The sequence below is a fragment of the Anaerolinea thermolimosa genome (assembly GCF_001050195.2).
In the GTDB taxonomy this organism is placed as follows: domain Bacteria; phylum Chloroflexota; class Anaerolineae; order Anaerolineales; family Anaerolineaceae; genus Anaerolinea; species Anaerolinea thermolimosa.
The window spans coordinates 69,875-83,254 of the sequence record NZ_DF967967.1; the positions used below are offsets into that span (position 1 = coordinate 69,875).

A 13,380-nucleotide genomic window follows, 5' to 3' on the forward strand; every position below is an offset into this window, starting at 1 on the left:
TTTCTGGCATAGACTATCCGCTGAAGGGTCGGTCGGCCCCGAGTAAAATGCGCAGCCCGGCGGTGAGACTGCCCAGGGCAATGCCGAGTAAAATGCCGCGGGTGCCTGCAATGGGCAGGCGCTGAATGAATTCAAACAGGCCGCCGATGCCGGGTAGCGATTGCAACGGAGCCAGCAGACCACTGGCGATCAGTATAAAGAAAAAGGCGCTGACGGCAAAAACCACCGCCATGAGCCCTTTGCGGCGCTGAAAGAGGCGAATACTGCCAAAGGTGAGCGTGATCACCAGAAGTGCCATAAGGGTGGCCTCTACAGGGGCCTGGATGGCGGTGACCACTTTCTGGTATTGCGGGTCAGCGGGGGTGAGGTAGAGCCCCAGCCCAAAGGAGGCAAGGAACGCAATGACCAGGAGGATGCTATAGCGGTCAGGATCGCGTCGGGCGGTCATCCGGCGAAGATGCACCATAAAAAGGTTAAGCACTCCCACCAGCGCGGCAACTCCCGCGAGAATCACCGCCCAGCCGATGAGGATGGAGCGCAGGGTCAGGATGAAGGCAAAACGGGTCATTTCAGGGGGGATGAAATACCCGAGGAGGACAATCAATCCGACGGAAATGGCAATGGCAGTCCAGAGGGGGGCTCTCATAGGGCGATCAATCCAAAGAACGAGGCCAGAGCGGCCAGGAGCAGGAGGACGATCACAACCCAGCGCAGCACATCCTGAACGCGCAGGCTGGCTTGATAGATGGCGCCCGCCTGAAGGTAGGCAGGCAGGGCAAACAGCTCTTCTCCGATGAGCGTCTCTTCAGCAGTGGCATAAAACACGGCCTGGGCATCCAGGGCATCGGATGTGGCCAGGGTGAAAGCGTTTTGCTGGTCAGATGCGTCGGCCAGCAGGCCGGCCTCGGGGCCGAGGTTGCCTGCAAGGATGGTGGTGGAAACCCGTTCATCCCGGAGGATGGGCAGGGTGCCGGCCACATAACTGAAGGGGGTTGCACCCGTCAACCGGCCCCGTTCGGCATCGTATTGTTCGGGAACGTGGGCAATCCGGTAGGCGGCACGCAGGGTATCCTGACTGAGAATGGAGAGGGTGCCGTCGCCGCTTGTGGCTACGGGGGGGCGGTCACTGACCAGGCTGAGCTGTGCGATGCGCTCGAGGGTGCTCAACCCCACCAGGGCCGAGGCGTTGGTGGGGCTAAAAATGCTGGCTTTGCCGATCGAAACGTGCAGGCGGGTTCCGTCTTCTACAGCCAGACCAATGGCGCGCTGCAGACGCTGTAATGCAGGGATTGCCCGCAGCCCGCCCCGCCCCTGACGGAAACGCGGCAGGAGGAAGACCAGCATAAGGCCTGCTGCCAGAAGAACGAGCACGGTGCCGAGGATGGATTCGAGCCAGATCACGAGCGTTTTTCCTCCCTGAGAAAGGCGGCAAACGACCGGCTTTCTTCCTGGTTTTCAAAGAGGTTTGCCAGGGCGCTGAACCGTCTGGCAGAAGCGCGTTCCCCGAAAAGGGGCTGACCGATGTACACCAGCTGTGCCAGAAAAAAGGTCAAAGGCCCGGCACTTTCCAGCAGGAGCGCGGCAAGCTCTTTCATACCCCATCGTTGCAAGAGTTGCGCCCATTCCGGCCAGTATTCGCGCTCCGGTTGCATAGTATGAGTATAGCACAAGATATCTAATTGTATGTCAAATAAACAGGGCGGTTCTGGATTGTGGCCCTGTTTACCCCCACCTACAGGGGTGATGCGGGCCGTACCGGCACCGGTGGGGGCGGGTCTGGCGGCATCAGCCATCGGAAAGCAATGCTTCCAGGTCATGAATCAGAGGGAGAGAATTTTGCTGTGCCCAGGCCTCCACACCCTCCCAGAATAGATTGACGGCGCGGCCTACCGCGGCAGGCGGATGGAGCTTTCCTGACAGCACTTTTTCTACAAGAGGGGCATAACCTTCAGGCGGGTCGGGCAGGGTGAGCGACTCGGCCCACACGGTAGTACTGCCGGTATAGACCCGTCGATGGTGAAGCCCGAGCAGGCAGGCGCCAAAGTGCGCGGCATCTACGGCGTACGCCGGCAGGAGCGAGAACTGCCTGAGCGCCAGGGCATTGCGCGTTTTCCCGATGATTTCGTACAGGTCGCCAATGATGGTCTCGATGATCAGCTGATGGAATTCCTCAGGGGTGTGGGTCAGGGCCAGTGCGCGGCCGCGCTCCAGCAGGCCTTCCGGGTCGTAGAGGGGGAGCCAGTGTACAAAAGCGCCGTGGGTCACAGGCCAGAATTCATCCAGTGCGGCGGCCTGCCGGAAGAACTCATCGGCGCTGTAGACGTCTACTTCGGCCTTCCACGGACCGGCGGACCATTCGTAAGGGCGGTCGATGCCTTCCCCTTCTACGATTACGAACATCTCGATATCGGAGTAGGGGCCGTCCTGATCGCGTGCCAGTGAACCATAGATGGCGGTAGCGCGGTGGCGGGTTCCGAAATGACGGGCAAAACGGTCGGCGATTTGCAAGGCGCGGGCCAGGCGTTCTTCGTGAGTGAAGGCCAGCGGGCTGGCTCGAAGGGGAGTGGAACGAGAAGAGGAGGTCATGCTACAATGATAGCATGATCAGTGGTTCGTTCCTCATTGCACGGTTCGCCGGGACGGAAATCCGGCTTCACTGGTCGATGTTGCTCATCATCCCCTATGTGATGACGACCTTCCGCCCGGATTCGCTGGCCGGCGCAGTGCGGGCTTTCCTGCTGGTGGGGCTCATTTTTTTCTTTGTGCTCCTCCACGAACTGGGACACATGCTGGTGGCGCGTGCCTTTGGCATTCGTGTGCCGAGTGTCATTCTCTGGCCGCTGGGTGGCGCGGCGATCACCGAGCGTGAAGCCGGCAGGCCGCTTGCCGATCTGCTCATCGCCGCCGCCGGGCCCCTGGTCAATTTCGCTCTGGGTGGAGGGTTCTTTCTGGGGTATTTCTTCATGGTGCTGACCATCCGCCAGGGGGTGAGTCTTCCCTTGCCAGAAACGGCCACGCAGCGGGCTTTCCTGTTTTTAGCTGTGACCAATGTGATCCTTGCCCTCACCAATCTAATCCCAATGTACCCGCTGGACGGAGGGCGTATCTTCCGTTCACTGGTGCACATGGCCTTCGGAACAGCCCGTTCGAATCAGGTGACCTTCTGGCTGAGCCTGGCGCTGGGGGTGGGGTTGCTGGCGCTTGCGGTGGTCTGGAGAAACCTGCTGCTGGGGGTTACGGCTTTGCTCCTGCTGGCGGGGGCGGTGTCTCTCCATCAGGGGTTGACGACTTCACTGCTGCGCTGGTTTGCACGGCTCACCGGTGATCCTGCACTTTATCTGCGCATTGCCGACTTCGACCCGGCGATGGAGATTATTAACCGGAGAATCGAGGCCGACCCGCGCAACCCTTTGTTGTACCTTCAGCGGGGAATCATCTCTTTCACTCTGGATGATTTGCTTCATGCTCTGGGCGATGCGGAACGGGCGATCAATCTGGCGCCGGGTATGGTACAGGCAGTGCTTCTTAAAGGCGCAGTGGCCTATGCTCTGCAGAATACCTCGCAGGCGTGGGCGTGTGTGCAGGATCTGGAGAAAATGCGCCCGGGTTGGTCAGTAACGTGGTTGAATTCGGCCATTCTGTTGCGCGACGATGGCGACCTGGCGGGCGCCGCACAGGCAATTCAACATGCGTTCGAAGCGGTTGCCAGCGAACGAGATCGGTCGGGGTTGTTATTGATGTACCTGGTGCGGAGTTCGATCCTTTACCGTCAGGGAAGACGTGACGCCGCCCGTCAGGATTGGGAAGAGGCTTTTCGGTTATCCTCACGTGAGGCGATGAGCTTTCCGGTGGATCGGCAACGCATCTTTGCCTCCGACTGGGACTGGGTGCACGATTATTTTGCGTTTCTTGAGGAAAAAGCGCCCGGTTCACTGATGATTCTTGCGGCGCGCGGCGAAACGGCTTTGCGGGCCGGGCAGTGGCAACAGGCCGTGGAGGATTTTACGCGCTTAATGCTTCAGATGCCTTCACTGCAGGATGTCACGCTGTATCGTGGGCAGGCTTATCAACAACTGGGTAACCTGGAGCAGGCGGTGGCCGACTTTCGGCGGGCCAGGGAGATCAGCCGGAGGGCGCACATTCGCCGCCTGGCTGAAGTGCATCTGCGGGCATTGTCTTCATCTTAACTTCAAAGGAGGTCATGAACTATGGAATATCGATCTTTAGGGCGTACTGGAGTGATGGTTTCTCCGCTTTGTCTGGGGGCGATGAATTTTGGAGGCCCTACCCCGGAAGATGAATCCATCCGCATCATCAACCGGGCGCTGGATGGGGGGATTAACTTCATTGACACGGCCAACGTCTATAATGGAGGTGAAAGCGAACGCATTGTGGGCAAGGCGCTCAAGGAAAATGGGCGGAGAGACCAGGTGGTGCTGGCCACCAAGGTGTATAGCCGGGTTGGGGAAGGCCCGAACGACGGCGGTGCCTCGCGATACCATATTATGAAGGCGGTGGAAGATTCGCTGCGCCGTTTGCAGACGGATACGATAGATCTTTATCAGCTTCACCGACCGAGTCTGACGATCCCGGTGGATGAGACTCTGCGGGCTTTTGATGATCTGGTGCGTTCGGGGAAGGTGCGCTACATTGGGGCTTCGACGCACCCGGCCTGGATGGTGATGGAGGCCCTGGCCACCAGCGAAAAGTACAGCCTGGTGCGTTATGTCAGTGAACAACCACCCTACAATTTACTCGACCGGCGCATTGAAAATGAACTGGTGCCGCTCTGTCAGAAGTACGGGCTGGCCATTCTCCCCTGGTCGCCGCTGGCCATGGGGATTCTGGCGGGGCGTTACCCGCTGGATGGGAGCCTGCCGGAGGATTCGCGTGCGTATCGCTCTCAATGGCCTGCCGCGCGAGAACGCCTGACGCGGCGTGGTCTGGAAGTGGGGGCCAAAGTGAGCGAGATGGCGCGTGAACGCGGCCTGACGGCAGGCCAGCTTGCCCTGCTGTGGTGCAAGGATCAGCCGGGGATTACCTCTCCGATCATAGGGCCGCGGACGATGGCTCATCTGGAGGAATTCCTTCCCGTGATGGAAATGCACCTGAAGGATGAAGACCGCCCGCTTTTTGATGCGCTGGTGCATCCGGGGAACGCCGTGGCTGATTTCTTTAACAGCAACGAGTGGATGAAGGCGCGGATTACCGATTAACAGGAGGCCTGGTCGGAGCGTCCATTGACACCCCCCCGGATTGCGGTATAATGGACGCGCCGACACGGCAGCCGGTCCACTAGCTCAACTGGCAGAGCAACTGACTCTTAATCAGTGGGTTCGGGGTTCGAGTCCCCGGTGGATCATTTTTATTTTAATAAGCGGAATGGGTTTGGGGTCCCCGCAGGGGGATGTTATTCGAGTCCCCGGTGGATCATTTTTATTTTAAGCGGAATGGGTTTGGGGTCCCCGCAGGGGGATGCTATTCGAGTCCCCGGTGGATCATTTTTATTTTAAGCGGAATGGGTTCGGCGTCCCCGCAGGGGGATGTTATTCGAGTCCCCGGTGGATCATTTTTATTTTAAGCGGAATGGGTTCGGCGTCCCCATGGGGGGATGTTATTCGAGTCCTGACAGGTTTTCATCCAAACGTCAATTCGGGAGATAAGGCTACATACGATGATGATCGGGTCATCCCTGAGTGTTTTTTGAGGGGCGTGGCCTGCTTCTCCGTGAGCTATTGCTGGATTTCTGGTAAAACTTCGTCTCCGCTCAAAAAACATGCCGTCAGGTGATGGGGGCATTCTGAGCTTTTAACCCCTTTCGCCAGGGATGATGACCATCCTATCCTGCGGATTTCTCAAATTTGCTCTTGACTTAAAGCTGACTCCAACCTCTACAATACGGGATATGCTGTATCCTGTGCGGCCCGTGACTGAGTGTACCTTTTCGAAGATGAAGCGAACCATGTATTCCGGCGCTTGAGGTATGCGCGTTGAGAATCATTCCGATGCCAGGATTATCGAACCTGTGGAGGCCATGCTCAGACCGTTTGCCCCCTGGCGCTACCGCGTTATGCATCCCGTTCCCTGTCCCATGCCAGTGGAGAGATCATGGCTTTGCCTTCATTTGCCATCCCTGGATCGAGTGCCAGACAACCAGGCGCGAGAAATCCCTGTCTTAATGGAGGAATTTATTTTATGGAACAATCATCGTTGATTTTGGAGCAACAGGTTTCATCTGCCAGACGCAGAATCGCCATCGGCGTTGGGGCTGTTTTTTTTACCCAGTTTATCAGCTACCTGTTCATCAACGCGCGTAACATTGCCACACCCAGAATGATTGCCGAATTGAACGGTATGCCATGGTTCTCGTGGTTAATTGCCTTACCGGCGCTGGGGGGGGCGATAGGCACACTGATCTTTGGCAGGCTGTCTGATATGTATGGGCGGCGCAAGATTTTGCTGGTGACCATGGTGTTCCTGGTGGCGGGGTTATGCCTGGTGCCGCTGAGTCGGTCTATGGGGGCGGTGGTGGCCATTCAGACCGTTATGAGCGTGGGCTGGTGGGCTATTGTGCCGCTCTGCTTTACCGCCATCGGCGATCTGTTCCCTCCGGAAGAACGGGCAAAATGGACGGGGTTGCTCAACCTGCCCTCGGGAATTGCCGCAACGATCGGGCCGGTGCTGGGTGGGCTGGTGGCCGACAGTTCCTGGGGCTGGCGGGGGGTGTTCTGGGCATCGCTCCCTCTGGCACTTCTTGCAGGCGTTTTCATTGCGCTGGGACTTCCCAAACACAGTTCTCCCCGCCGCCAAAGCATCGATGGATGGGGTATTCTCAGTATGGCAATTGCCACCACGGCGCTGATCATCGGGTTTTCCTGGCTGGGGGTGCCGGAGAGGCGGGGAGAGGGTGCGTTCCTTATCGGAGTTGCCGGGATTGCCTGGGCGGGGTTCATTGCCATCGAAAAAAAGGCCGAGGCTCCCATTCTGGATCCGCAGGTGTTATTCAACCGCGCTTTCCTCACGGTGGCTGCGGGCGGCTTTCTGTACTTTTTCGGTTCTGTTGCCATGAATGCTTATGCCCCGCTGTTTGCTCAAAATGTTATGGGGGTGAGTGCTACGCTCAGCGGCTCCATGCTGACCCCCTACACGATGCTGGTGGCTTTTATGGGCATCCCCACCGGCTTCCTGCTGGCAAAAACCAGGAAGTATCAGTGGGTGTACGTTTTCAGCTTTGGCGTCATCGGGCTTGCCATGTTTGCCATGGGGCGCTTCACGGCCCATACGCCCATCTGGGTGTATATTCTCGTCACTTCTGTAGCCGGATTAGGGATGGGGGTCATCCCTACGATTAACGCCGTGATGGCACAGCTCACCGTTCCCAAACACCTGCTGGGCGTGGCGGTTGGCGCCATTTTCTTCTTCCAGATGGTGGGAATTGCTGTGGCTCCAGCAGTTCTGGGACTGGTGCAAAACAGCACTTCCACACTCGAAGGAGGGTTGAAACTGGTCTTCCTGGCAGGGGCGATGGCGATGTTGATAGCTTTGTTCCTGATGATGACTCTTCCGCAAATTTCTGCGAATGGTGAGTGAGAAGGGGATGGTTTTCGGTAAATGCCCTGTTCTTGTCCGGTTTAGCCGGGGTGGATGCGCCGGTGGGCTTTTTTCTGGCAGGTTTGGAGGGGAAAATATCCCCATTTTTCATTTTTTTCTTGACTTAGAGTTAACTCCAGGTGTTACACTGGTAATGGAGGTGGATGATGAAGATCGCAGAAGTGAGCGATAAAACAGGCGTTTCTCCCGATACGCTCCGCTATTATGAGCGGGTGGGACTGCTTCCCTCGGTCAGGCGGAACGAAGGTGGAATCCGTGAGTACGATGCCACAGATTTGAGGCGTATTGAGTTCATTAAGTGTATGCGCCGTGCGGGTCTGCCGGTGGAAACCCTCATCGAATACGTCCAGCTTGTTCTGCAGGGCGACCAGACCATCGAGGCCAGAAAGGAGATTTTGCAGGAACAGCGCGATTTGCTCGCTGCCCGGATTGCAGAGATGCAGAAAACACTGGATCTTTTGAACTACAAGATTGGCGTTTATGAGAGTGCTCTTCTGGAGAAGGAAAAAGAAATGCTCTCCAGGGTTGAGGAATTTTAATTCAGAAAGGAAGGAGAAAAAGACATGGAATACACCAAGCTCGGCAACACCGGAATGGATGTGTCGCGGATTTGCCTCGGTTGCATGGGGTTCGGTAAGGCGCCGGGATGGACGCACAACGCCTGGGCGCTGGATGAGGAAGAGAGCCGCGCCGTCATCAAGAAGGCGCTGGAGCTGGGGATTAACTTTTTCGACACGGCCAACATTTATGCCTATGGCGCCAGCGAGGAAATCCTCGGTCGTGCGCTCAGGGATTTTGCCAGCCGGGATGAGGTAGTCCTTGCTACCAAAGTGTGGGGGAAGATGCGCCAGGGGCCGAACGGGGGCGGGCTTTCGCGCAAGGCCATCCTGAGCGAGATCGATCACAGCCTGAAGCGGCTGGGAACCGATTACGTGGATCTTTACCAGATCCATCGCTGGGATTACGAAACGCCGATCGAAGAAACCATGGAAGCGCTGAATGACGTTGTCCGCGCTGGCAAAGCCCGTTATATCGGCGCTTCGGCCATGTACGCCTGGCAGTTCCAGAAGGCGCTGTTTACTGCCGAGAAGCATGGCTGGGCGCGCTTTGTCTCGATGCAGAATCACCTCAATCTGATCTACCGGGAGGAAGAGCGCGAAATGCTCCCCCTTTGCCGCGATGCGAAGATCGGCTGTATCCCTTACAGCCCGCTTGCGGCCGGCAGGCTGACGCGCGACTGGTCACCCGACAGCTCGGTGCGCGCTCAAACAGATCCCATTGCCAGGCAAAAGTACGATGCGAGTGCCGAATCGGACCGCAAAGTTATCGAGCGGGTGGCCGAAATTGCCGAAAAGCAGGGGGTGAGCCGGGCTCAGGTGGCTCTGGCCTGGCTGCTGCAAAAGCAACCGGTGGTTGCACCCATTATCGGAGCCACCAAAGTATCTCATCTTGAAGAAGCCGTCGGTGCGCTGGCGGTGAAATTAACCGCGGATGAGGTGGCCTATCTGGAAGAACCTTACGTGCCGCATCGCGTGGTGGGCGCTTTGTAAAACGAAAAGGAGGAGCCATGCAGAGCGTAGTTTTAAATAATGGGGTAGAAATGCCCATTCTGGGGTTTGGCGTCTTTCAGATATCTGACCCTGAGGAATGTGAGCGCGCCGTGTTAGACGCGCTGGAGACCGGCTACCGCCTGATTGATACTGCGGCGTCTTACATGAATGAAGAAGCCGTGGGCCGGGCCATCAGGCGGAGCGGGGTGCCGCGGGAAGAGATTTTTTTGACCACCAAACTGTGGATTCAGGACGCCGGTTACGAGCCCACGAAAAAGGCCTTTGAAAAGTCACTGGCCAGGTTGCAGGTAGATTACCTCGATTTGTATCTGATTCATCAGCCCTACGGCGATGTGCACTGTTCATGGCGGGCCATGGAAGAACTGTACCGCGAAGGACGGGTGCGTGCCATCGGGGTGAGCAATTTTTACCCTGACCGTGTCATGGACCTGATCATGCACCATGAGGTCATTCCTGCGGTGAATCAGATCGAGACGCATCCTTTCCACCAGCAGGCGGCCACGCAGAAGTTCCTGCAGGAAAACGGGGTGCAGATCGAATCCTGGGGGCCTTTTGCAGAAGGGCGCAACCAGATCTTCCAGAATGAAGTTCTGGTTCCCATCGCCCGGGCGCACCAGCGGACGGTGGCGCAGGTTATTTTGCGCTGGTTGATTCAACGCGGTGTGGTGGTGATCCCCAAGTCGGCGCGCAGGGAACGTATTGAAGAAAATTTCCAGGTTTTTGACTTTGAACTCACCCCCCAGGACATGGCCGCTATCGCCGCTCTGGATACCGGGCGCAGCCTCTTTTTTGACCACCGCGACCCTGAGGTTGTGAAGTGGCTGGCATCTCGTAAACTTCCAGTTTAGCCGAGGTTGAGGCGTTGCTTCCCTTTTCTAATACTCCGCCGGTAGAAATCTTTTCTACCGGCGGAGGTTTGGTTCATCAGACGGTCGTTTCGGCGATCTATGCGGAGGCAGGTTGTGAAAGCAGTGCGCCTGCCTGTTTGGTTTGTGGATACGCCAGACAGGAACAATGGTTTACCCTGGCGGGATTTTCGCAAATCTCCCCGGTTTTTAAGCAAAAAACGGTTTGCGAAAACTATTCCGAAGCCCCAGAACAGTGCCCCTTCAGAATGGCCTTAAAATGCCTGTAGAGGCTTGAAAATGGTTGTATAATAGGTTTTGAGGTGTAAAAATACGCAGTTGCATCCCCCTCGATCCGTTAGTGGATACTGAAATGCGCTTGAGGCATATCTCGGAACTCAGCCGGGACTTGTTGCATCCCCCTCGATCCGTTAGTGGATACTGAAATCCAGGCGCTTACATCCGTGCTGTTGAATGTTCCGCTGTTGCATCCCCCTCGATCCGTTAGTGGATACTGAAATAAAACCGGTGGCGGGGCGCGCATGCCGAATACGCGCGTTGCATCCCCCTCGATCCGTTAGTGGATACTGAAATCCTGGTTGCCCAGGGCCACCACCCTGGTTGTCCCTGTTGCATCCCCCTCGATCCGTTAGTGGATACTGAAATGCATACTATGTGATTCGAGCGCTGGAGCTGGACGGAGGTTGCATCCCCCTCGATCCGTTAGTGGATACTGAAATCACAGATTACTCTTGAGCATCTGCGCGATTTTTTTGGTTGCATCCCCCTCGATCCGTTAGTGGATACTGAAATCTGGCATGGTTACCTCTTTAACGCGCTCCGGGCAGCGTGTTGCATCCCCCTCGATCCGTTAGTGGATACTGAAATTTCGAGGGTGACCTCGTCCCAGCCCTCCGCCGTGTGGGTTGCATCCCCCTCGATCCGTTAGTGGATACTGAAATATCATCCTGGAGGCGACCGGAGCGGGTCTGACAGATTGTTGCATCCCCCTCGATCCGTTAGTGGATACTGAAATCGAACAGTCGTTCCTCTTCGCTTTCCGGCATCAATTGTTGCATCCCCCTCGATCCGTTAGTGGATACTGAAATCATAGTCTCGGCGGCATTCGACCTCATTCGCAAAGAGGTTGCATCCCCCTCGATCCGTTAGTGGATACTGAAATTATAAACGGCATCTTTGAGTTCTTCCAGCAGTCTTTCGTTGCATCCCCCTCGATCCGTTAGTGGATACTGAAATTCTCCCCAGTCCACCAGCGCCGTGCTGCGCACCGTGTTGCATCCCCCTCGATCCGTTAGTGGATACTGAAATTTCGGTTGGAGTGCTGGGCGTTCTCAGGAATGGACGTGTTGCATCCCCCTCGATCCGTTAGTGGATACTGAAATCTGCCGGAGCCCGGCCTTGCGACGCGCGTAATCGGTTAGTTGCATCCCCCTCGATCCGTTAGTGGATACTGAAATGCAAAATTAGGGCGGGCGCGAGGCGCGTTGCGGCTTGTTGCATCCCCCTCGATCCGTTAGTGGATACTGAAATACCGTGCGGCGCTGCGCTTTGTGGATGTTCCAAGCTGTTGCATCCCCCTCGATCCGTTAGTGGATACTGAAATCTTCTGAAACAGTAACAGACAAGATGTGGATACCATGTTGCATCCCCCTCGATCCGTTAGTGGATACTGAAATGTCCTATACTGGAATCACGTAAAACCCTTGCCGTCGGTTGCATCCCCCTCGATCCGTTAGTGGATACTGAAATTTGCTATCTGTGTACGTAACAACATTGCCCGATTTAGTTGCATCCCCCTCGATCCGTTAGTGGATACTGAAATACACGATCAAAGCGCAATTTCCGAATGCGGCAGTCAGTTGCATCCCCCTCGATCCGTTAGTGGATACTGAAATATGATGACCTGCTTGGTTGCAGAAGTAGTCACGAAGTTGCATCCCCCTCGATCCGTTAGTGGATACTGAAATTGCATGTGGGACACCGGCGGTTTTCTATCTAAGGAGTTGCATCCCCCTCGATCCGTTAGTGGATACTGAAATTCAGGCTCTTACACCTACTCCGCGCCTGACGGGATGGTTGCATCCCCCTCGATCCGTTAGTGGATACTGAAATTCAAAAAACTTGATACTCCGACCATCGAAAATCGCGTTGCATCCCCCTCGATCCGTTAGTGGATACTGAAATATTTCAGGATCTTGCTGACGACAAAGCGGCCAACCTGTTGCATCCCCCTCGATCCGTTAGTGGATACTGAAATGCAACTGACGCAGAAATCTATCTATGGAAACTTTTACGTTGCATCCCCCTCGATCCGTTAGTGGATACTGAAATTGTTGCACAGGCGTTGGCAGGAAAGCGCAGTGATAGTTGCATCCCCCTCGATCCGTTAGTGGATACTGAAATCAAGGGCATGTTTATTGGACAGATGTTCATTGAGGGAGTTGCATCCCCCTCGATCCGTTAGTGGATACTGAAATCGATCATCTTCAACTTTCAGCGTGCCGTCCCCGATGTTGCATCCCCCTCGATCCGTTAGTGGATACTGAAATTGCCAGACGACGCCAAACTCGTCCTCAATTTTCCTGGTTGCATCCCCCTCGATCCGTTAGTGGATACTGAAATCGAAATTCTACTTCTGGGGGCGCGTCCCGAAGAAAGGTTGCATCCCCCTCGATCCGTTAGTGGATACTGAAATATCGCGCATATCTTCAATAAAGCGCTTCATCTCTTGTTGCATCCCCCTCGATCCGTTAGTGGATACTGAAATCTGGAGCAGGGTATCCTGTGACACGCCAAGCTGCATGGTTGCATCCCCCTCGATCCGTTAGTGGATACTGAAATGATATCCACGCCGCTTTGTTGTCCCTGGCGGCGTTCAGTTGCATCCCCCTCGATCCGTTAGTGGATACTGAAATAATACTGACATCTATCGGGGGCGGACGACCAGTCTGCGTTGCATCCCCCTCGATCCGTTAGTGGATACTGAAATGCTTGAACCTGGTATTTCGTGAGGAGGTAGTCATGTGTTGCATCCCCCTCGATCCGTTAGTGGATACTGAAATAGTGTGGGCGGATGACATGGATGAAGTGAGGCTTTTAGTTGCATCCCCCTCGATCCGTTAGTGGATACTGAAATTACGTGAATCGCTGGCGAAGGCTGCCGAGAAAGCCAGTTGCATCCCCCTCGATCCGTTAGTGGATACTGAAATCCTTTATTCCCATCCCATCAAAACACAACAGGGTACATGTTGCATCCCCCTCGATCCGTTAGTGGATACTGAAATTTTACAGCAGGTTTTACTAATTTCACTATCTCTACGTGTTGCATCCCC

10 protein-coding genes, 1 tRNA gene and 1 CRISPR repeat array are annotated in these 13,380 nt (G+C 55.7%); of the genes, 7 read left to right on the forward strand and 4 right to left on the reverse strand.

Annotated features, from left to right (window positions below; all coding sequences use genetic code 11):
• Positions 1-13: 13 nt before the first annotated feature.
• The 4 genes from ATHL_RS17645 to ATHL_RS17660 form a co-directional block, all read right to left on the reverse strand.
• Positions 14-646: a hypothetical protein gene (locus ATHL_RS17645; RefSeq protein WP_062196442.1), complete on the reverse strand. Its 633-nt coding sequence runs from the start codon at positions 644-646 to the stop codon at positions 14-16.
• Entirely contained in the window at positions 643-1,401 is a 759-nt protein-coding gene (locus tag ATHL_RS17650; RefSeq protein ID WP_062196444.1) for a DUF6754 domain-containing protein, read from the reverse strand. Before ATHL_RS17650 ends, ATHL_RS17645 begins: the two co-directional genes overlap by 4 nt.
• Positions 1,398-1,652 (reverse strand): hypothetical protein, encoded by a 255-nt coding sequence (locus tag ATHL_RS19045; RefSeq protein WP_162787800.1) that lies wholly within the window; start codon positions 1,650-1,652, stop codon positions 1,398-1,400. The genes ATHL_RS17650 and ATHL_RS19045 overlap by 4 nt, the downstream gene beginning before the upstream one ends.
• Before the next feature lie 133 nt (positions 1,653-1,785).
• Positions 1,786-2,586 (reverse strand): kanamycin nucleotidyltransferase C-terminal domain-containing protein, encoded by an 801-nt coding sequence (locus ATHL_RS17660; RefSeq protein ID WP_062196448.1) that lies wholly within the window; start codon positions 2,584-2,586, stop codon positions 1,786-1,788.
• Between the two features lie 14 nt (positions 2,587-2,600).
• On the opposite strand from ATHL_RS17660, the gene ATHL_RS17665 reads away from it, so the two are divergent.
• The 7 genes from ATHL_RS17665 (at position 2,601) to ATHL_RS17700 (ending at position 10,030) form a co-directional block, all read left to right on the forward strand.
• The gene (locus ATHL_RS17665) at positions 2,601-4,187 is read left to right on the forward strand and encodes a site-2 protease family protein (protein ID WP_062196450.1); all 1,587 of its coding nucleotides are present in this window, start codon (positions 2,601-2,603) and stop codon (positions 4,185-4,187) included.
• Positions 4,188-4,208: 21 nt separating this feature from the next.
• Complete coding sequence (locus tag ATHL_RS17670) at positions 4,209-5,216, forward strand: aldo/keto reductase (RefSeq protein ID WP_062196451.1); 1,008 nt, start codon at positions 4,209-4,211, stop codon at positions 5,214-5,216.
• A 73-nt stretch (positions 5,217-5,289) separates the two neighbouring features.
• A tRNA-Lys gene (locus tag ATHL_RS17675) sits at positions 5,290-5,362 on the forward strand.
• 833 nt (positions 5,363-6,195) lie between these two features.
• Positions 6,196-7,590: an MFS transporter gene (locus tag ATHL_RS17680; RefSeq protein ID WP_062196453.1), complete on the forward strand. Its 1,395-nt coding sequence runs from the start codon at positions 6,196-6,198 to the stop codon at positions 7,588-7,590.
• Between the two features lie 167 nt (positions 7,591-7,757).
• Entirely contained in the window at positions 7,758-8,150 is a 393-nt protein-coding gene (locus ATHL_RS17690; RefSeq protein WP_062196456.1) for a MerR family transcriptional regulator, read from the forward strand.
• A 24-nt stretch (positions 8,151-8,174) separates the two neighbouring features.
• On the forward strand, positions 8,175-9,161 hold the full coding sequence (locus tag ATHL_RS17695; protein WP_062196458.1) for an aldo/keto reductase: 987 nt from the start codon (positions 8,175-8,177) through the stop codon (positions 9,159-9,161).
• Positions 9,162-9,178: 17 nt separating this feature from the next.
• Positions 9,179-10,030, forward strand: coding sequence for an aldo/keto reductase (locus ATHL_RS17700; RefSeq protein WP_062196460.1), 852 nt, complete (start codon positions 9,179-9,181; stop codon positions 10,028-10,030).
• Positions 10,031-10,365: 335 nt separating this feature from the next.
• Positions 10,366-13,332: a CRISPR direct-repeat array (repeat unit 37 nt; unit sequence GTTGCATCCCCCTCGATCCGTTAGTGGATACTGAAAT).
• Positions 13,333-13,380: the final 48 nt, after the last annotated feature.

What these genes read in the sequence shown, in the direction of transcription:
- ATHL_RS17645 (WP_062196442.1), bottom strand. Translation starts at nt 646, where the DNA reads ATGAGAGCCCCCCTCTGGACTGCCATTGCCATTTCCGTCGGATTGATT.
- ATHL_RS19045 (WP_162787800.1), bottom strand. Translation starts at nt 1,652, where the DNA reads ATGCAACCGGAGCGCGAATACTGGCCGGAATGGGCGCAACTCTTGCAA.
- ATHL_RS17660 (WP_062196448.1), bottom strand. Translation starts at nt 2,586, where the DNA reads ATGACCTCCTCTTCTCGTTCCACTCCCCTTCGAGCCAGCCCGCTGGCC.
- ATHL_RS17665 (WP_062196450.1), top strand. Translation starts at nt 2,601, where the DNA reads ATGATCAGTGGTTCGTTCCTCATTGCACGGTTCGCCGGGACGGAAATC.
- ATHL_RS17670 (WP_062196451.1), top strand. Translation starts at nt 4,209, where the DNA reads ATGGAATATCGATCTTTAGGGCGTACTGGAGTGATGGTTTCTCCGCTT.
- ATHL_RS17680 (WP_062196453.1), top strand. Translation starts at nt 6,196, where the DNA reads ATGGAACAATCATCGTTGATTTTGGAGCAACAGGTTTCATCTGCCAGA.
- ATHL_RS17690 (WP_062196456.1), top strand. Translation starts at nt 7,758, where the DNA reads ATGAAGATCGCAGAAGTGAGCGATAAAACAGGCGTTTCTCCCGATACG.
- ATHL_RS17695 (WP_062196458.1), top strand. Translation starts at nt 8,175, where the DNA reads ATGGAATACACCAAGCTCGGCAACACCGGAATGGATGTGTCGCGGATT.
- ATHL_RS17700 (WP_062196460.1), top strand. Translation starts at nt 9,179, where the DNA reads ATGCAGAGCGTAGTTTTAAATAATGGGGTAGAAATGCCCATTCTGGGG.